This is a genomic window from Jannaschia seohaensis (assembly GCF_900116765.1).
GTDB classification, from domain to species: Bacteria; Pseudomonadota; Alphaproteobacteria; order Rhodobacterales; family Rhodobacteraceae; genus Jannaschia; species Jannaschia seohaensis.
This window is the reverse complement of record NZ_UETC01000003.1, coordinates 188,983-207,605: the sequence shown is the minus strand read 5'-3', so window position 1 is coordinate 207,605 and position 18,623 is coordinate 188,983. Positions and strand designations below refer to the sequence as shown.

The 18,623-nt window shown below is 70.6% G+C and carries 19 protein-coding genes and 1 tRNA gene; 5 read left to right on the top strand and 15 right to left on the bottom strand.

Features of this window, described 5'->3' with window-relative positions; all coding sequences use genetic code 11:
- Positions 1-15 precede the first annotated feature (15 nt).
- From DTQ71_RS08915 to DTQ71_RS08895, 5 genes are all read right to left on the bottom strand, one after another.
- Positions 16-630 carry an HNH endonuclease gene (locus DTQ71_RS08915; RefSeq protein WP_109563950.1) on the bottom strand — a complete coding sequence of 205 codons (615 nt, stop codon included), beginning with the start codon at positions 628-630 and terminating at the stop codon, positions 16-18.
- A gap of 920 nt (positions 631-1,550) precedes the next feature.
- The gene (locus DTQ71_RS08910) at positions 1,551-2,213 is read right to left on the bottom strand and encodes an alpha/beta hydrolase (RefSeq protein WP_109563949.1); all 663 of its coding nucleotides are present in this window, start codon (positions 2,211-2,213) and stop codon (positions 1,551-1,553) included.
- A complete protein-coding gene (locus DTQ71_RS08905) occupies positions 2,210-2,833 on the bottom strand; it encodes a DNA-3-methyladenine glycosylase family protein (RefSeq protein ID WP_109563948.1) in 624 nt (207 codons plus the stop codon). The genes DTQ71_RS08910 and DTQ71_RS08905 overlap by 4 nt, the downstream gene beginning before the upstream one ends.
- On the bottom strand, positions 2,808-3,527 hold the full coding sequence (locus DTQ71_RS08900) for a precorrin-6A/cobalt-precorrin-6A reductase (protein WP_109563947.1): 720 nt from the start codon (positions 3,525-3,527) through the stop codon (positions 2,808-2,810). The genes DTQ71_RS08905 and DTQ71_RS08900 overlap by 26 nt, the downstream gene beginning before the upstream one ends.
- Entirely contained in the window at positions 3,517-4,542 is a 1,026-nt protein-coding gene (locus DTQ71_RS08895) for a cobalt-precorrin-5B (C(1))-methyltransferase (protein WP_109563946.1), read from the bottom strand. Before DTQ71_RS08895 ends, DTQ71_RS08900 begins: the two co-directional genes overlap by 11 nt.
- A 97-nt stretch (positions 4,543-4,639) precedes the next feature.
- Between DTQ71_RS08895 and cobA the strand changes: the two genes are divergently transcribed.
- From cobA to DTQ71_RS08875, 4 genes are all read left to right on the top strand, one after another.
- Entirely contained in the window at positions 4,640-5,482 is an 843-nt protein-coding gene (gene cobA / locus DTQ71_RS08890) for a uroporphyrinogen-III C-methyltransferase (protein WP_109563945.1), read from the top strand.
- A gap of 106 nt (positions 5,483-5,588) precedes the next feature.
- Positions 5,589-6,851, top strand: a complete 1,263-nt coding sequence (locus DTQ71_RS08885; RefSeq protein ID WP_109563944.1) for a cobyrinic acid a,c-diamide synthase CobB — start codon at positions 5,589-5,591, stop codon at positions 6,849-6,851.
- A gap of 10 nt (positions 6,852-6,861) precedes the next feature.
- On the top strand, positions 6,862-8,082 hold the full coding sequence (locus DTQ71_RS08880; protein WP_109563943.1) for an MFS transporter: 1,221 nt from the start codon (positions 6,862-6,864) through the stop codon (positions 8,080-8,082).
- A gap of 118 nt (positions 8,083-8,200) precedes the next feature.
- Positions 8,201-8,656 (top strand): SH3 domain-containing protein, encoded by a 456-nt coding sequence (locus tag DTQ71_RS08875; RefSeq protein ID WP_109563942.1) that lies wholly within the window; start codon positions 8,201-8,203, stop codon positions 8,654-8,656.
- A 45-nt stretch (positions 8,657-8,701) separates the two neighbouring features.
- On the opposite strand, the gene rnd is transcribed toward DTQ71_RS08875, so the two are convergent.
- The 4 genes from rnd to DTQ71_RS08855 all read right to left on the bottom strand — a co-directional run bounded on the left by rnd (position 8,702) and on the right by DTQ71_RS08855 (position 12,082).
- Positions 8,702-9,862 (bottom strand): ribonuclease D, encoded by a 1,161-nt coding sequence (gene rnd, locus DTQ71_RS08870; RefSeq protein ID WP_109563941.1) that lies wholly within the window; start codon positions 9,860-9,862, stop codon positions 8,702-8,704.
- A gap of 102 nt (positions 9,863-9,964) precedes the next feature.
- Positions 9,965-10,552, bottom strand: a complete 588-nt coding sequence (purN, locus tag DTQ71_RS08865; protein ID WP_109563940.1) for a phosphoribosylglycinamide formyltransferase — start codon at positions 10,550-10,552, stop codon at positions 9,965-9,967.
- Positions 10,549-11,598 (bottom strand): phosphoribosylformylglycinamidine cyclo-ligase, encoded by a 1,050-nt coding sequence (gene purM, locus DTQ71_RS08860; RefSeq protein ID WP_109563939.1) that lies wholly within the window; start codon positions 11,596-11,598, stop codon positions 10,549-10,551. The genes purN and purM overlap by 4 nt, the downstream gene beginning before the upstream one ends.
- 40 nt (positions 11,599-11,638) lie before the next feature.
- On the bottom strand, positions 11,639-12,082 hold the full coding sequence (locus tag DTQ71_RS08855) for an ABZJ_00895 family protein (protein ID WP_109563938.1): 444 nt from the start codon (positions 12,080-12,082) through the stop codon (positions 11,639-11,641).
- A gap of 70 nt (positions 12,083-12,152) precedes the next feature.
- Between DTQ71_RS08855 and DTQ71_RS08850 the strand changes: the two genes are divergently transcribed.
- Positions 12,153-12,228 (top strand) — tRNA-Ile (locus tag DTQ71_RS08850).
- 450 nt (positions 12,229-12,678) lie between these two features.
- On the opposite strand, the gene DTQ71_RS08845 is transcribed toward DTQ71_RS08850, so the two are convergent.
- The 6 genes from DTQ71_RS08845 to DTQ71_RS08820 form a co-directional block, all read right to left on the bottom strand.
- Positions 12,679-13,188, bottom strand: coding sequence for an anthrone oxygenase family protein (locus DTQ71_RS08845; RefSeq protein ID WP_109563937.1), 510 nt, complete (start codon positions 13,186-13,188; stop codon positions 12,679-12,681).
- A 56-nt stretch (positions 13,189-13,244) separates the two neighbouring features.
- Positions 13,245-13,655, bottom strand: coding sequence for a DUF4345 domain-containing protein (locus DTQ71_RS08840; RefSeq protein ID WP_109563936.1), 411 nt, complete (start codon positions 13,653-13,655; stop codon positions 13,245-13,247).
- A 33-nt stretch (positions 13,656-13,688) separates the two neighbouring features.
- Positions 13,689-14,516, bottom strand: coding sequence for an NmrA family NAD(P)-binding protein (locus tag DTQ71_RS08835; RefSeq protein WP_109563935.1), 828 nt, complete (start codon positions 14,514-14,516; stop codon positions 13,689-13,691).
- 104 nt (positions 14,517-14,620) lie between these two features.
- Positions 14,621-15,625, bottom strand: a complete 1,005-nt coding sequence (locus DTQ71_RS08830) for an AraC family transcriptional regulator (protein ID WP_109563934.1) — start codon at positions 15,623-15,625, stop codon at positions 14,621-14,623.
- A gap of 89 nt (positions 15,626-15,714) precedes the next feature.
- On the bottom strand, positions 15,715-17,307 hold the full coding sequence (locus DTQ71_RS08825) for an ABC-F family ATP-binding cassette domain-containing protein (RefSeq protein ID WP_109563933.1): 1,593 nt from the start codon (positions 17,305-17,307) through the stop codon (positions 15,715-15,717).
- Between the two features lie 258 nt (positions 17,308-17,565).
- Entirely contained in the window at positions 17,566-18,522 is a 957-nt protein-coding gene (locus tag DTQ71_RS08820; protein WP_109563932.1) for a cation diffusion facilitator family transporter, read from the bottom strand.
- Positions 18,523-18,623: the final 101 nt, after the last annotated feature.

The window sequence follows — 18,623 nt, the reverse complement described above, 5'->3', positions numbered from 1 at the left end:
ACCCCGCCTCCCCCGTCACGCCTCCAGTTCGGCATCCCAGTAGAGGAAATCCATCCAACTCTCGTGCAGATAGTTCGGTGGGAACTTCCGGCCGAGATTCATAAGCTCTGCCGGGGTCGGCTGCCGCACCGGCTTGCGCAGATGATAGCCCGCCTGCTTGAGCGACTTGGATCCCTTGCGCAGGTTGCAGCGCCCGCAGGCCGCCACGACGTTTTCCCAAGATGTGATGCCACCGCGGGCCCGCGGCACGACATGATCGAAGGTCAGGTCGGTTTTGGCCCCGCAATACTGGCAGGAGAACTCGTCCCGAAGGAACAGATTGAACCGCGTGAACGCGGCCTTCTTCTGCGGCGCCACATAGTCCTTCAGGACCACGACAGAGGGAATGCGGATCGTCGTGGTCGGCGAGCGGACCACCTCCTCGTACTCACTGACGATATCCACGCGGTCCAGGAAGGCCGCCTTGATCGCGTCCTGCCACGGCCAGAGCGACAGCGGGTAGTAGCTGAGCGGACGATAATCGGCGTTGAGGACGAGCGCGGGGAAGTGCTTGAGCCCTGCTCCGGTCCGCGTGAATTCGGTGCGGAAGTCCGCGTCTCGGCTGGTCTGGTCGTCGTGCAACGCAGGCATCGGCTCGCTTCCCTGATCGGAGAGCGGCCCGCCCGGCCCCCGGGCGCGCGGCCCTCTCTTGTGTCGGACTATATCTTGGGATCGAACCCAGACAAGCCTCCAGATCGGGTGTGGCGATTGGGCGCGATTGTAACGGATTGTTGTGGGATCGACGGGCACTGTCCGGGGCGCGCGTCCGCGCGGCGTCGGGGAGCCGGATCGGACGGCTCGCACTTCGCTCCGGAACTGCCCTGAGCGCTGATTGGCCACCATCGTTGGCCACCTCCCTGAGCGAGGGCGAGCCGCGCCTATCGCTCCTTGGCAGCCAAAAGCCCCTTCGTGTTATGAAGCATGTCCGACCGGGGCCGGTCGCTATAGAGCCTCGGGATGACCCCCGGCGGATTCCCGGCGAGCCGGTCCCATGTTCGGCTCCAGCGGATGTTCGGAATGGGGCGCGGGCAGGTCGGTGACGCCGCCGGTCCGGCCTCTCGTCCCCGCGCGACCACCGGCCGCGCATGATGAGGGGGAGCGCGCGCGAGCAAAGGTCCCTCTCCGGCATGATCGAAACCGGGCGACCGGATCGCTCCACCACGGCGCCCGCCTAGACCCTCGGCGCGACCGGAGAGAAGGCCATCGTGACGGTCTTGCCCCGTCGCTGCGCGGCGGGCGGTCGGACAGTTGTTGGGGTTCTGCGGCGAACCGCCGGTCGGCGACAGCTTGCGATCCGTGTGCACCCCGCTCCGACTGGCGGCCCCCACGCCTCGAAGGGGCCGATCACCCGGGCCAGGCGCGCCTTGACGTGCTCGACGGTCAAGACCGGCATCTCGTCCAGGGGCAGCAGGGTGGCGCAGTGGAAGATGGGGCGGCGTACACCCAAGCGGTCCTCGAAGGCTCTCCCCGCCGACAAGGGACGCTGCGCGCCGCCCCCCGTAGGGCGGGGATTACCCCGCCTCGATCCCCCAGATGTCGCGCAGGAAGGCCAGCGCGACCTGGAGCCCGTCTGGGGCGATGCCGTGGCCGGTGCCCTTCATGACATGGGCGTAGATGCGCTCGAACCCGGCTTGCTCCAAAGCCTCGGCCGCCTCCGGCAGGGACTGGACCGGCACGACCTCGTCGGCGTCGCCATGGACCAGCAGGACGGGCGGCTTGGACACCGCCTCCTCGACCAGTGCCTCGGGCTTCAGCAGGCGCCCCGAGAAGGCGACGATCCCCGCGAAGGACTCGGGCCGGCGGGGCGCGACATGCAGCGACATCATCGTGCCCTGGCTGAAGCCGAAGAGCGCGACGTTCTCGGCCGCCACACCCTCGCGGGCCATGGCTTCGTCGAGGAACACGGTCAGGTCAGCCACGGCCCGGGCCATGCCCTCCATCGATTCTTCCTCGGAGGAGCCGTCGATCCAGGGGATCGGGAACCACTGATAGCCGCCGGGCACCCCGACGCAGCGCTCCGGCGCGTCGGGCGACAGGAACGCGGTGTCGGGCAGATGCGGGGCCAGCGGATCGGCCAGACCGATCAGGTCGGCCCCATTGGCGCCGTAGCCATGCAGGAAGATCAGCAGTCGCTTGGGGGCGTCCGGCCCCCGGCGTTGATAATCGAGGCTCACCGGATGCCCTCCCGTCCTTTTGCGTGGCGGTAGTAGGACCAGAGCAGCCGCGCCGCAACCGCCCGCCAGGGCGACCAGGCCTCGGCGATCCGGGCGAGGTCCCTTTCCGAGGGACGCTCCGGCAGGTCGAGCAAGAGCCGCGCCCCCTCCTGCAAGGCGAGATCCCCGGGGGCGAAGGCATCGGCATGGCCCAAAGCGAACATCGCGTAGATCTGCGCGGTCCAGGGCCCGATGCCGGGCAGCGCGGTCAGCCTCCGGACGACCTCGCCGGGCGGGAGCGTGCGAAGGACTGAAAAGTCCAGATCCGCCTCGGCAAGGGCGCGGGCATAGCGCAGCTTGGGCCGCGAGAGGCCACAGGCCCGCAGCACCTCGTCGGAGGCCCCGCGAATCGGCGCGGGCGCGTCCAGGCCCGCCGCGCGCAGCCGATCGGAGATCGCCGCCGCGGCGGCGGTGCTGACCTGCTGGCCGACGATCGCGTCGAGCAGCGTGCCGAACCCGTCGGGCTTGCGGCGCAATGGCAGCGGGGCGCAGATCTCCAGAGCGGGCGCGAGGCGCGGGTCGATCCGGGCCAGCGCCGCGGCCCCTTCCTCCAGGTCAGCCGGGGTCTCGATCCGCCGCATGGGCGCGGACGAAAGCGATGGCGCGGTCGATGTCATCGGTTTCCTCCCCGGGCGGCGGCGGAGGCCGCGCGATCACATGCACCGCTATCCCGAGCGCCTCGGCCGCGTCCAGCTTGGCCGCGGGCCCCCCTGAATCCTTGGTCACGAGATCGGTGATGCCATGGGCGCGGAACAGCGCCGCCTCCGCCTCCACCGGGAAGGGCGGGCGGCCGATCACCCAGGTCACGCCCGACCGTGGCGGGGCCGGGTCGATCCGCCGGCAGATCAGGTGCAGGCCCCGCCCGAGGAACGGCGCCAGGCTCCCCGGCCCCACCGATAGGAACACCCGCGCGCCGGGCGGCAAGGCACGGGCGGCGGCCTCGGCATCGGCATGGACCCGCCAGCCCCGACGCGCTGGCCAGCCGGCGCGCATCAGGCGCAGATAGGGCAGCCCCCGCGACGCACAGAGGCGCGAAGCCCGCTCGGAGATGCGGGCGGCATAGGGATGGGTCGCGTCGAGCACCGCCGCCATCCCGGCGAGCGCCGCCGCGAACCCGGCCTCGCCGCCGAAGCCGCCCACCCGGGTCGGCACGCCCAAAGCCGCGGGCCGCGCGGTCGCGCCCGCCAGCGAAGCCAGCACCTCCAGATCCCGGACCGCCGCGCAGACCGCCCGCGCCTCCGCCGTCCCCGCCAGGATCAGCACACTACCGCGCATGAGCCAGGACGGTTCCCGCCCGGTCGATCACCACCACGTCGACCTCCGCGTCGATGATGCGCAGGACCCGCGCCCGCGCCTCCTCGGCGATACGCGCGGGCAGGTCGGGCGCCAGAGAGACCGCCTCCAACACGGTGTTGCAGCCGGTCAGATCCCGCCCGGCCCAGTCCGAAAGCCCGGCCAGATCGGCCTGCGACCGCCGCGAATGCAGGTCCATGGCGCCCTGCGCCAGCTTCGCGAGCTTGCCGACGCCACCCCCCACCGTCACCCGTGGCACCGGATGGCGCGCGAGATATTTGAGCATTCCCCCGGCGAAGTCCCCCATATCCAGCATCGCGTGGTCCGGCAGCCCGTGCAGCGCCTGCACCACCCGCTCGCTGGTCGCCCCGGTGCAGCCCGCCACATGGGTCAGCCCCGCGGCCCGTGCCACGTCCACGCCCCGGTGGATCGACGCGATCCAGGCGGCACAGGAGAAGGGCCGCACGATCCCCGTCGTCCCCAGGATCGACAGCCCGCCCTCGATGCCCAGGCGCGGGTTCCAGGTCCGCTGGGCGATCTCGGCGCCCCCCGGAATACTGACGGTGATCTCGACATCGGGCGTCGCGCCCAGCAGGCTCGCCGCCTCCGCAACCGCCTCGTCCATCATGGCGCGGGGCACGGGGTTGATGGCGGGCTCGCCCACGGCCACCGGCAGCCCCGGCTTGGTGACGATCCCCACCCCCTCGCCCGCGCGGAAGGTCACGCCCCCTGCCGACGCGCGCACCCGCACCCGCACCGTCGCCCCATGGGTCACGTCCGGGTCGTCGCCCGCGTCCTTGACGACGCCCGCCTCGGCCCAGCCATCGCCGACCGCCGCGTCCACGATCTCGAAGCGCGGCGTCTCGCCCCGCGGCAGGCGGATCGTGACGGCCTCGGGCACATGCCCCGTCCACAGCCCTTCCACCGCCGCCCGCGTCGCGGCGGTGGCGCAGGCGCCCGTGGTCCAGCCACGGCGGAGGGGAGCGGTCTCGGTCATGCCTCTCTCTGTGGCATGTGGTCCCGATGCCGCCAATGGGCACCGCGCCGTCGCGCGCAGGCTTTCCCCCGGCCGCGGGCCGCGCCATACCGGAGCCATGAACGACCTGCCTCCCCATGACTGGCCCCAATTGCAGCCCGGCTGGGTCTGGCTCTGCGGCGCCGGGCCAGGAGACCCCGGCCTGCTGACGCTGCACGGGCTCAACGCGCTGCGCCAGGCGGACGTGATCGTCTATGACGCGCTGGTGGGGGAGGCGATCCTCGACTGGGCGCCACAGGCCGTGCGGGAATACGCGGGCAAGCGCGGCGGCAAACCCTCCGCCAAGCAGCGCGACATCTCGCTGCGGCTGGTGGACCTGGCACGGCAGGGCAAGCGGGTGCTCCGCCTCAAGGGCGGCGATCCCTTCGTCTTCGGCCGCGGCGGAGAGGAGGCCCAGACGCTGGTGCAGCACGGCGTGCCGATCCGCATCGTTCCGGGCATCACGGCGGGAATCGCGGGGCTGGCCTATGCGGGCATCCCCGTGACCCATCGCGACGTGAACCAGTCGGTCACCTTCGTCACCGGCCACGACGCCAGCGGCGCCGCGCCCACCGCGCTCGATTGGGAGGGGATCGCCCGCGGCAGCCAGGTCATCGTGATCTACATGGGCATGAAGCATATCGCACAGATCGCCGCGCGCCTGATCGCCGGCGGCCGAGCGCCGTCCGAACCCGTCGCCGTCACCACCACCGCTACCCTGGCCGATCAGCGCACGATCGAGACCACGCTGGCGGCGTGCGCCGACGATATCGCCGCCGCAGGGCTGGAGCCTCCCGCCATCATCTGCGTCGGCCGCGCGACCCTCCTGCGCCAAGCGCTCGACTGGCAGGCCATGGCCCAGGGCCACCCGCCGCGCGACATCGACCCGCTCGACCGCCGCCGCCCGGCCGAAGTCGGATGATCCTCCGCCCTTCTTCTGGCCGGAAATACTCTGGGGGGAGCGAGCTTGCGAGCGGGGGGCAAAGCCCCCCACCCGGTCGGGCCGCGCCAGAGGTCCGAACCCTCTCATGCCCGGCCTGATCCTGGCCGCGCCCGCTTCGGGCAGCGGCAAGACCACGATCACCCTCGGTCTCCTGCGCGCGCTCCGCGATGCGGGTGTGGCAGTGCGCGGGGCCAAGTCCGGTCCCGACTATATCGATCCCCGCTTTCACGAGGCGGCCAGCGGCGCGCCCTGCCCCAATCTCGATGCCTGGGCGATGGTGCCCGAGACGCTTGCAGGGCTCGCGGCCGGGCCGGGGCTTCTGCTGATCGAGGGCGCGATGGGGCTGTTCGACGGCGCACCGCCCGAAGGCCGCGGGGCGGTGGCCGATCTCGCCCGGCTGCTCCGGCTGCCGGTCGTGCTGGTGGTGGACGCGGCGCGGATGGCGCAGTCGGTGGGCCCGCTCATTGCCGGTTTCGCCGGGCACGACCCCGAGGTCCGGATCGCGGGGGTGATCCTGAACCGCGTGGGCTCCGACCGGCATGCGCGGATGCTCCGCGCCGCCTGCCCGCTGCCAGTGCTGGGCGCGGTGCCGCGGGACGCGCGGCTGGCCACGCCTTCCCGGCATCTGGGGCTCGTCCAGGCGGCGGAGCGGCCGGATCTGGAACGCTTTCTAGCCGAAGCCGGCGCCATCCTGGCCGAGTCGGTCGATCTCGCCGCGCTCCAGGCCCTCGCCGCGCCTCTCCCAGAGGCCCCGCGCCCGGCCTTCGCCCCGCCCGCGCAACGCATCGCCGTGGCCCGGGACGACGCCTTCGCCTTTTCCTATCCGCATCTCCTGGACGGCTGGCACCGGGCCGGGTCGGAGATCGCGACCTTCTCGCCGCTCGCAAACGAGGCGGCCCCGCCCGCCGATCTCGTCTATCTTCCAGGCGGCTACCCGGAGCTCCATGCCGGCCGCCTTGCCGCCAATCGGACCTTCCTCGCCTCGCTCGCGGAACGTGCCGTGCATGGCGAATGCGGCGGCTACATGGTGATGGGCGAGGCTCTGACCGATGCCGAGGGAAAGACGCATCGGATGGCCGGCCTGTTGCCGCTCGAAACCTCCTTCGCCCAGCGGCGTCTGCACCTGGGATACCGTCGTCTCCGCAGCGTCTGCGGCCCCTTCGCGGGCGACTGGGCCGGTCATGAGTTCCATTACGCCACCACGATCCGGGCCAAGGGCGCGCCGCTCTTCGAGGCCTGGGACGCCGAAGGGACGCCGCTGCCCCCGGCGGGGCTTCGGCAAGGCGCCGCGCAAGGGTCGTTCCTGCATTTGATCGCCCCGCTGGACGGCGGCTGGGCACAGGCGTAGCAGAGCGCCCATGACCGACGCCGTTCTCGACCCCGTCCAAGACGACAGCCGCGCAAAGCGCAATGTCCTGATTCTCGTCCTCGCGCAGGCGCTGCTGGGCGCGCAGCTGCCGATCAACTTCACCGTGGCGGGCCTGATCGGGCTGACGCTTGCTCCCTCGGCGCTCTGGGCGACGGCGCCGATCTCGATGGTGGTGTTCAGCTCGATGACGACGGCGCCGTGGATCTCGCCGCTGATGCAGCGGCGGGGGCGACGCTTCGGGTTCATGTTGGGCGCAGCCGCGGGAGGTACCGGCGCGGCGCTGTCGATGATCGCTCTGGTGCTGGGCAATTTCTGGATCTTCCTCGCGGGCGCCTACCTGACCGGCATCTTCATGTCCTCGCTGGGCTTTTACCGCTTCGCCGCGACCGACACGGCGTCCGACGCGTTCCGGCCCAAGGCGATCAGCTTCGTGATGGCGGGGGGGCTCATCTCCGCCTTCGTGGCGCGCTTCGTGGTGACCGGCACCGAGACGGCGACGATCATCCCCTTCCTCGCGACCTATGGGGTCGTCCTGGCGCTGAACGCGGTCGGGATCTGGCTGTTCCTGCTGCTCGACATCCCCAAGCCGCCGGCCCCCAAGCAGGGGGACGCGCGGGGACGCTCGCGCGCCGCGCTGCTGGCGGATCCATCGATCCGCGTGGCGATGATCTGCGCGATGGTGAGCTATGCGCTGATGAACCTGGTGATGACCTCGACGCCGCTGGCGGTGGTCGGCTGCGGCTTTGGCGTCTCGGACGCGTCGAACATCGTCACCTTCCACGTCGTGGCGATGTATGCGCCCAGCTTCTTCACCGGCCACCTGATTGTGCGTTTCGGCACGGGACGGATCATGGCGGCGGGGCTGGCGATGCTGGCCGCCGCCGGGATCGTGGCGCTCTCGGGCACGGCGCTGCCCTTCTTCTACATCGCGCTGATCCTGCTGGGTGTCGGCTGGAATTTCGGATTCATCGGCGCGACGACGATGCTCGCCGCCAGCCATGGCCCGGAGGAGCGCGGGACCGTCCAGGGCCTCAACGATTCGCTGGTCTTCGGGATGGTCACGGTGGCCTCGCTCAGTTCGGGCATGCTGATGGGTTCCGCCTCGGAGGCGGCCTCTGGCTGGACCGCGGTCAACATCGCGATGGCGCCGTTCCTGGCCTTGGCCGCGGGCGCGCTGATCTGGCAGGCGATGCAGAAGCGGGCCGCCTGAGGGCGGCACGGAAGCCACGACGCGCGGCCGATCGCATCCCCGGCCGCGCGGCCAGCTTGATCCGAGATCGGCGCCGGGCGACCCTTCGGCGACCCCGCTCCTGACAGGATCCGCCCCCATGCGCCTTCCGACGCTTGCCTTCCTCCTTGCCCTCTCGCCCCTCGCCGCCGCGGCGCAGGGACTGGTCGTGGCCGACAATTCCGAGGGCTATCTGAACCTGCGCGGCGGCCCGGGCACGCAGCATGCGGTGCTGGACCGGATGCAGCCCGGCACGCGAGTCGCCGTGCTGGAGACGATGGGGAAGTGGGCGCGGGTGCGCACGCCCGGCGGCGTGCAGGGCTGGGCCTCGCTCGACTATCTCGACCGGGAGGAGGTGGGGGCGCCGACCCTCACCGTGGCGCCGGGAACGGGCTGGCTGAACCTGCGGGCGGCGCCCGGGACGGATGCCGCGATCCTGCGTCGGATGTATCCGGGCGACCGGGTGGAGGCGCTCGCCCGCGAGGGGGAGTGGCTGCGTATCCGCCACGTATCGGGCGCTGTGGGCTGGGCCCACGGGGACTACGTCACGGACTGAGCGCGTCTTGGCCGGGCCGGAGGCGCGGCCCGCAGACCCGTGCCCTCAGTCCAGCGGCACGATCCAGACGTCGTGCCCCTTGCAGGCCAGCGCGATTTCGCCCTCGCAGAGCCGAAGGGCCTCCTTGCCGAACACCTCGCCGCGCCAGCCCTGCGCCCAGGGGCCGCTGCGGCTTCCGGCCGCGATGTCGTCCAGGTCGGAGGCGGTCGCGATCAGCTTTTGCGCGACGCCGGCCTGCTCGGCCTTGGCCTTCAGCAAGACGCGCAGCAGATCCGCCAGCGCGCCGTTGATCTGGTCGCGGGACTTCTGCTTGGGCGGCTCCGGCAACTCTTCTCGCGGCAGAGCGACGCCCGTGGCGACCGCCGCCAGGATGCCCTCGGCGATAGCGCCCCTGCGCGCCTCGCGGAGCAGCAGGCGTGATTTGCCGAGTTCGCCCATGTCTTTGGGCTTGGCGCTGACCAGTTCCATCAGGGCGTCGTCCTTGAATACCCTGGTGCGCGGCACGTTCTGCGCTTGCGCGTATTCCTCGCGGAAAGCGGCCAGCTCCCGCGCGATGGCGAGCGATCGGGAGCTCGGATTGCGCATCTTCAGCCGCCGCCACGCCTCCCTCGGCTCGACCCGGTAGGTGGCGGGGTCGCGGAGCACGTCCATTTCCTCCTCGACCCAGGAGGTGCGGCCGCTGCGCGAGAGTTCGCTAGCGAGATGCTCGTAGATGCCGCGCAGATGGGTCACATCGGCCAGAGCATAGCGCTTTTGCGCGTCCGAAAGCGGCCGGCGCGACCAGTCCGTGAAGCGCGAGGATTTATCGACCTGCGCCTTGGCCACTTTGCGGACCAGCGTCTCGTAGCCGACCTGCTCCCCAAAGCCGCAGACCATCGCGGCGACCTGTGTGTCGAAGAGCGGGGCGGGAATCACGTCGCCCTCGACGGCGAAGATCTCCAAATCCTGCCGGGCGGCGTGAAAGACCTTCACGACGCCGGGGTCGCGGAACAGATCGTAGAGCGGCGCAAGGTCAAGCCCCTCGACCAGCGGGTCCACCAGAACGGCGTCGTCCTTTCCGCCGCCGGGATAGGCCAGCTGCACGAGGCAGAGCTTGGAATAGTAGGTCCGTTCCCGCAGGAACTCAGTGTCGACGGTGACGTAAGGGGCCTCGGCCGCGCGGGCGCAGAAGGCCGCCAGGGCGTCGGTGTCGGTCAGGGTGATGATCTCGGAGGACAGGGGGGTGACCTTTCGTCTCGGGCGCGGCCTCGTCTAGACCATCGCGTTCCGATGCGAAAGCGGCCAGAAACAGCCGCCGTGGCCCATGTGCTACAGGTCGATCCGATCGCGGCGGCCTTCCGCGAAGCGGCGCAGGACCAACGGGTAGAGCCGATGCTCCTGCACCAGGACGCGTGCCGCCAGGGCGGCGGGCGTATCCTCCGGCAGGATCGGCACGCGCGCCTGTCCCAGGATCGGCCCGTCGTCGAGCGCCGCCGTCACCTCATGCACCGTGCAGCCTGCCTCCGTGTCGCCGGCGGCGATGGCGCGGGCATGGGTGTCGAGGCCGCGATATTTCGGCAGGAGCGAGGGGTGGATGTTCAAGAGCCGCCCCGCCCAGCGGTCGACAAAGCCCGGGGTCAGGATGCGCATGAAACCGGCCAGCGCCACGATATCGGGCGCGGCCTCCTCCAACGCCGCCGTCAGCGCGGCCTCGAAGCCGGGCCGGTCGCCCTTGAACGGCCGGTGGTCGATCGCGACCGTCGGAACGCCAAGCTCCGCCGCACGGCGCAACCCGCCCGCCTCGGGGTCGTTAGACCCCACGAGGCACGGCCGGGCCGGATGGTCCCCGGTCATGGAGCGGACCAGCGCCACCATGTTGGAGCCGCCGCCCGAGAGCAGGATCGCGACGCGCTTCACCAGCCGGGCGTGCCGTCATAGGCGACGCCCGCGCCCGCCCGGACCGTTCCGATCCGGGCCACGGTCTCGCCAGCCTCGGCGAGCAGACCGGTCAGGGCCTCGGCCCGCGCCGGATCGCAGACCAGCACCAGACCGATCCCGCAATTGAACGTCTTGAGCATCTCGGCCGCCTCGATGCCGCCCGCCTCGGCCAGCCAGCCGAAGACCGGCGGCGCCGTCCAGGCGCCCAGATCGATCTGCGCGCCCAGCCCCTCGGGCAGGATGCGCGGCAGGTTCTCGGTCAGGCCGCCCCCGGTGATATGGGCAAGGCCGCGCACGCCGCCCGCCCGGATCGCGGCGAGCGCCGGGCGGACATAGAGCCGCGTCGGCGTCAGCAGCTCCGCGCCCAACGTGCCCTGCCCCCAAGGGGCCGGATCGTCCCAGACCAGATCGGCCCGTTCCGCCACCCGACGCACAAGCGAGAAGCCGTTGGAATGGACGCCGTCGGAGGCCAGCCCCAGCAGCACGTCGCCTTCGGTCACGCCCTCGGGCAGCGCGCTCCCCCGCTCCATCGCGCCCACGGCAAAACCGGCGAGGTCGAAATCGCCCGCGCCATACATGCCCGGCATCTCGGCGGTCTCGCCGCCGATCAGTGCGCAGCCGGCCTGGGTGCAGCCTGCGGCGATGCCCTCGATGACGGCGGCGGCGGCCTCCGTCTCAAGCTTGCCGGTGGCGAAATAGTCGAGGAAGAAGAGCGGCTCCGCCCCCTGGCAGATCAGATCGTTGACGCACATCGCGACCAGGTCGACGCCCACACCGCCCAGCACCCCGGTATCGATGGCCAGCCGCAGCTTGGTGCCGACGCCGTCGGTGGCGGCGACGAGGATGGGATCGTCATAGCCCGCCGCCTTGAGGTCGAAGAGCGCGCCGAATCCGCCCAGCCCCGCCATGGTTCCGGCCCGCTCGGTGGCCTTGGCCGCTGGCTTGATGCGTTCGACCAATGCGTTGCCCGCATCGATATCGACCCCTGCCTGCGCGTAGGTCAGCCCGGTCGTCTCGTCGGTCATGGCCCTTCCCCGTATCGGCCCTCGGTTAGGGCGCGCGCTATCACCGCCCCTTGGTCTGAGCAACGCCCGACCGTGCGCCCATGCTCAGCAGAAAGCGATTGATCAGGATCGCGATCAGCGTCGTCCCGCCCAGCAGCATGACCAGAACGGGCAGAAATTCAGGGGCGATCGCTCCCAGAAGGGGCAACGCCAGCACGATCAGGAGCACCGCATAGAGCAACCCCGCCACCAGCGCCCAACGCCAGGCCGTGCGGCCATCCGGCGCCTGACCGCGAGTCCGGCCCCAGTGCTGGCCGACATGTAGCGCACCGGCGATGGGCGGCAGAATCGCGGCGGCCCCGGGCGGCAGCGCGACCCCGACACGGTGCAGCACCCAACCCAGAAGCGTGAGCGCCATCACGGTCGCGACCAAAACCACCGTGTAGCGTCCCAGAAACGGGAGGGCGCCGCCGGGCGCTCCATCGGGAGGGGTCTCGTCGATCATGGGCGTCCTTCCGGTCTTGGGCGGCGAGTGCTTGACCGATCCGGCCGGTCTGGTATCGCGTAAGCTACGGGGGCCTGTAGCTCAATGGTTAGAGCAGAGCGCTCATAACGCTTTGGTTGCGGGTTCGAGTCCTGCCGGGCCTACCATGATCCCGTTTTCCTGCGTAAGTCCAAGGACCTGCGCCCGCTTGCGCGGGTCTCATTCGGCTGACCCCGTGCAGGGCCAAAACGCGACGCTGCGACTGACGGTGACGTGACGCTGCGGGTGTCGACGGGGAGCTCGGTGCGGCGAAGAAGCGCTCTATCGTGCCGGAGACGCCTGCCGTTGCGGATCGCGTGGCCCGGAGACTTCACGCGGGGGCCGGCAAGGCACGCCTCCGTGCCGATGCCGACCGCCATCGATTCGAGCGCCTTGACAGGGGCGCGGCCTCGGGGTCGCCTTTCTCGCAGGGCCGACCGGGAGGATTGAGATCGCCTCCAAGGCCGCGATACCCAAAACGCCAGAACCGCGCGCCCCTCCCCGGCGGAGACCGGAGGGCCGGCAAGATCGCGCGGCGGACCGGGCCGACCGGGCACCGGCGCCGGCGTGGCTTCCGTTCAGCCCTGGGGGGCTTGGCTCTGCGTGATCCACAGCACCCCGAAGAGAAGGAGCGCGGCGGACAGGGCGGCGGCGCCGGTGCGAACGGAGTTCCAGAAGGTCCAGCGCGGCACATAGACCTGCAACCAATAGTCCTTCGTCGCATCGGAGGTCAGCCCCATCCCCGCGAGCGCTTCGTTCATCGGCACGTTGAACAGGACCGTGACGCCGAAACAGCCGACCAGATAGATCACGGCGGCCAGAACGATCAGCGTCCCGCCCAGACCGCTCAGCCCGATCCAGGCATAGCCCGCCAGCAGCACAGAAACCGCGGCCATACCGAGGAACAGGGTCATGAAAACCCAGCGGAAGACTTCGCGGTTGATGACCTGCATGGCCTCGACGCCGCCGCTGCCGCCCGTCTGCGCGAGCGCGCGCATGATGAAGTCGGAGAAGGCGAGGAACACGCCTGCCACGAGGGCATAGGCCAGGATGGCGAATTGCATGAGGAAGGAGAGGATGGGGGACATGGGACAGATCCTTGAGAGAGAAGGATGCGGCGGGGGCCGCCGCATCGGAGTGAGGGTCAACGCGCGGCGATGGCGGAGACGGCAGGGCCAGTGCCCCGCCGGAAGGCGACCAGGCACAGGGCGGCGATCGCGAGTTCCAGAACCAGCGCGACCAGGATGCCGCCGGACGGTGCGCCATCGGCCAGAATGCCCAGGACGCGCCCCGCGGGGAAGGCGAGGAACACGGTCAGCGCCGCCACCACCGCCGCCTGCCGCAAGACGGGGCGGACAAGGCCGGCCAGCATCACCGCTCCGATGCCCGCGAGCCCCGCACCGGGTGCGCGCAATTCGCTCAAGAGGCTCGGGTCCGGGCCGAGCGCGATCCCGTAGCTTGCGTAGAACGCATGCGGCGCGAGCAGGATGAAGAGGCCGATGCCGAACGCCGTGACTCCGGCCACGGCGAGCGCCGTCTTCTGAAGGAAGGTCATGGGATTTCCTTTCGGATAAGCGTGTACCGCAGGTCAGGCGGCGGCCGACCAGACATTCGCCTTCGCGGCGGCCCGGGCGAAATCGGCGAAGTCGCGCGGCGGTCGGCCCAGCGCCTGCATCACCCCGTCGGTCGTGTGCGCATTGCGCCCGTCCAACGTCTCGCGCGCGATGGCGGTAAAGACATCGGCCACGAACTCCCCGCCGGAGGCCGCGACATTCGCGTGGAAGTCTTCGAAGGTGATCGGAACATGCTGGATCGGGCGGCCGATGGCGTCGCTCAACACCGCCGCCATCTCGGCGAAAGTCAGCAGCCGCGGCCCCGTCACCTCATAGAGCTTGCCCCGGTGGCCCTCCTCGGTCAGCGCCGCCACCGCGACATCTGCGATGTCGTCGATATCGAGGATCGGCTCGGCGATGTCGCCGCCGGGCATCGGGAGGACACCGGCCAGGATCGGATCGCGCAGATAGCCTTCGGAGAAGTTCTGCGCGAACCAGGACGCGCGCACGATGGTGAAATCGACGCCGGAATTGCGCACGACATCCTCGCCGAGCCGCGCATGATGCTCGCCCCGGCCCGACAGCAGGACGAGATGCTCGACGCCCACATCCTTCGCGGTTTCGACGAGGGACTCGAGCTTTTCGACGGCGCCGGGGAAGGCAAGATCGGGGAAATAGGTGACATAGGCCGCGCGGGCGCCGGTCAGCGCGGGGGCCCAGGTCTCCGGCGCCTCCCAGTCGAAGGGCGTGGCGGAGTTGCGCGAGCCGCGGCGAACGGCATGGCCCGCAGCCTCCAGCCGGGCGGCGACGCGGGCGCCGGTCTTGCCTGTGGCGCCGATGACGAGAATGGGGGTCTTTTCCATGGGTCTCTCCCTGGTTCGTATTGACGCCCCAGGGGATAGACGGCAGGCACGCCGTCGGTATTGACCGGCCATGCCAGCGTCTTGACCGTCGCTGCCAGCAAGGCTCAGCGGCCCCGGCGCGCCTTTCGATAGCTGGCCGGGGTCATGCCGACCCAACGCTTGAACGCGCGGGTGAAGGAGCTTTGTTCCGCGAAGCCAGTGAGAAACGCGACCTCCGCCAGCGAATGCCGCTCGTCGCGCAGCAGCCCCTCGGCCAACTCGCGCCGGGTTTCCTCGGTGAGGGTCTGAAAGCTCATGCCGTGCTCGGAGAGCCGCCGGTGGAAGGACCGCGCGCTCAGCCCGAGACCGCGCGCGATATCCGCCATCTTCGGCGCGCCCTCATTCAGGGTCTGGGCGATGGCGTTCTTCGTCTGGCTGATCAGCGGGACCTCGTCCGCGATCTGCGACAACTCGCTTTCGAGGTCAGACAGCAGGTAGCGGGAGATGCCCTCGTCGCCGAGGATGTTCGGCTGCGCGAGTGTCTGCGCCGAGAACAGGATCCCATCTTCCTCGGCCCCGAACAGGACCGGACAGCCGAACCAGTCTTCATGAGCTGCCACGGACCCGGGCGCCGGGTGCGCGACACGGACCTCCAGCGGCGTAACAGGCACCGGGCTGACCTGCCGTGCAAGCGCGGCGGCCGCCACCAGCGTCGTCTCGTTCGACAGCCGCATGCCTAGCCGCCGTTCGCCTTCGCGGTGCACGACATAGAGTCCGCCGCGTGGATCGGGACGCAGCTCATAGCGGACGACGCTCGTCCAGAGCCGGGCATAGCGCGCCACCCGGGAAAGCGAGCCGCGCAGATCGCGTGCCGCCTTCCAGGCCAGCCCCAGCGCGCCATACTCGTCGCAGCGCATCGACGCGCCCACCTGCACGGGCAAGTCGGTCACATCGACCTGCGCCGCGATCCGTTCGAGCATGTCGTAATAGGTGTTATCGGGGATCATCGCCTTGGGATCCCAGGGCCCGTCGGGGTCGATGCCCGCCCCCCGCAGCAGCGCCGCGCCGTCGATGACGTCCCCGACGGCAGCGACCATCTTGCGCGCGAAGAGAGATGTGACGTAGCCCATTGCGCCACATTATGCGGTGGACGGGCCGGCGCAAAGCCGTTTGGCCGGCCCCGAGGCGCACGGGCATCTCCTTCGGCAAAGTCCCTGCGTCACCCCGGAGAGCGAGACAGCCGAATCCGCCGGTCGACGCCGATGTGGCGCAAGAACTCCGCGTCATGGCTCACCACGAGCAAGGCGCCGTCATAGGCGCGGAGCGCAGTTTCGAGTTCCTCGATACTGTCGAGGTCGAGATGGTTCGTCGGCTCGTCGAGGATCAGCAGATCGGGCGCCGGATCGGCGGCGAAGACGCAGGCCAGGGCCGCGCGCAATCGTTCGCCCCCGCTCAGGCTGGCGGCCCGCCGCTCCGCCTCGGTGTTGCGAAACGCGAACCGGGCGAGCGCCGCATGGGCCGCGTTGCGCGACAGGCCGGGCTGAAGCCGCTGCATGTTCTCCAGCAGGGACAGATCCGGTTCCAGCAGGGACAGATGCTGGTCGAGAAAGGGCGGATCGGGCCGGGCGCGCCAGATGCGTCCGCCCTGGTTGCCGACCTGACCGGCGATGGCCCGCAGGATGGATGTCTTGCCAGCGCCGTTCGGCCCCGAAAGCGCGACCCGTTCCGGCCCCGTTAGCGTGAAACGCACCGGGCCGATCACGGGTCCGGTGCCGTGGCGCAGCGTCAGCCCCTCGACCGCGAGCACCTTGCGCCCGGCGGGCAGGCCGCAAGGCGGCAAGGTAAAGGACATCGGCCGGAGCCGTTCGGTCTCCGCCCGGGCGTCCTCCAGCGCGGCCTCCGCCTCCTTGCTCTGCCGCTCCGCGAGACGCCGGCCCGCCCCCGATGTGGCTTCGGCCCGCGCCTTGCGGGCGTTCGCCACAAGCTTCGGCTGACTGCCATCGGCGGCCTCGCGGCGCCCCTTGGCCCCGCGCCGCGCCAGCCGCTCCGCCCGCAGCCGCGCGGTCTCCGCGACCTCGGCCGCCCGCGCTTCTGCCCGGTCCAGCCGCCGCTCCACGCGACCCAGCCGCGCGGCGCGGTCGCGCGCATGCGCCGACCAGCCGCCCGCGGTCACATGACAGCCCTGGGGCGTGAGTTCGACGATCCAGTCAACCCGCTCCAAGAGGGCGCGGTCATGGCTGGCCACGACGATCCCGCCCCGCCAGTCCGCAAGCAGCCGATAGACCGCCGCGCGCCCCGCCGCGTCCATGTTGTTCGTCGGCTCGTCGAGGAGCAGCAGGTCCGGCGCGTCCAGCAGCGCCCGCGCGATCATCAGCCGAATCCGTTCGCCCCCGCTGAGGCTCCGCACGGGGCGTCCGAAGTCCAGGCCGTCGAGACCGAGCGCGAAAAGGCTTTGGGCAAGCCGGGCCTCCAGGGTCCAATCCGCCTCGGCCGCGTCCTCGGGCGAGCCTTCTCCCGCCGCCAGCCGCGCGAGCGTCGCGAGCGCGGGGCGCACCCCCAGAGCATCGGCGACGGTCTCATGCGCCGCGTCGATCTCCTGCCTGACCAGCCGCAGGGAGGCGGGCACCGAGACCTGGCCGGCCGCCGGCGCCGCCTCTCCCGCGAGAAGGCGTAGCAGGGACGACTTCCCGGACCCGTTCCGCCCCACCAGCCCATAGCGCGCCGGCCCGATGATCAGGGACAGGCCAGAGAAGAGCGGCGCGCCATCGAGCCGCAGGAGCGAGAGCGCGTCGAGCTTAGCAAGGACGGACATCGGACGGCTCCGGGGTTGGAGGTGCGGAAGGGAGCCGGTGCCGCGCCCGCCAGGCTGAGTGCGACGCCGGAGCGCGGGCACATCTGTCCTGCGCGGTCGCCCGGCCGGGGGCCAAGAGCACCGGCGCGGTCCGCGCCCCTGCCCCCTCCTGCTCCGAATAGCCGATCGGGTCGACGCCGAACAGCCAGCGGTCGGACGGCGCGGCGAGGCACGGCCGTCCGCTCGCCCCCGTGGGAGCTGCGCAGGGGCCGGGGGGAGTCATCCCCTTTCCTCAGACCGCGCCGGCCCGCCATGGCCGTAGAGATCCGCATTCCGATGCGCATTGTCCGCGTGTTCGAATTCGAGGCTGGAATGGGCGATGCCGAAGCCATCGGACAGCCGGTCCTTGATGGCCCTCTTGATCGGCTCGATCCCCGCCCAGTCCGTCGCCGTCACGACCACATGGCAATCGAGAGCCGCCTCATGTTCCTGCATCTGCCAGAGATGGACATGGTGGACGTCCCGCACCCCCTCGACGCGCCGTATGGCGTCGATGACGGCCGTGCTGTCGATGTCCGGGGGAGTTCCCAGCATGAGCATTCGGATCGGTCCGCCGATCTCGGTCACAGCGAAGTAGAGGATATAGAGCGCGATCCCGATGGTGATGGCGGGATCGACCCAGCGCATATCGTAAAGCAGGATCAGCGCCCCGCCGAGGATCACCGCGACCGACGCGAGCGCGTCGGAGAGGTTGTGCAGGAAAAGCGCCCGGATGTTCACGCTGCTTTTCTGCATCGTGTAGGTCAGCCCCGCGGTCAGGAGGTCCACCACCAGGGCTAGGCCGCCCAGGATCACCACGGTCCAGCCCTGGATCTCGGGCGGATCGACCAGCCGCATGCCGCCCTCGTAGATTAGATAGACGCCCACGAAGATCAGCGTCGTGTAGTTGATGAGGGCCGCGACGATCTCGATCCGGCCATAGCCGAAGGTCATGCGCGCATCGGCCCGGCGCCGCGAGATCTTCCGGGCCGCGAAGGCGATCACGAGGGACGCCATGTCGGAGAAGTTGTGCAGGGCATCCGCGATGAGGGCGAGGCTGCCGGCCAGGATGCCGCCCGCGACCTGCGCGACGGTCAGGAGCGCGTTGGCCCAGATCGCCACCGACACGCGCCGGTCGCCCGACGCCGCGTCGAGATGCACGTGACCGCTATGGGCGTGAGCGCTGTCATGCGGCATGGGTCGCCTCCTTTCGGGATGTCCGGCGCCGGCGCGGACGCGGGATGAGCCGGCCCCGTCATGCCCGGCCCCAGGGCCATCGGGCGGCGCTTCGATGGCGG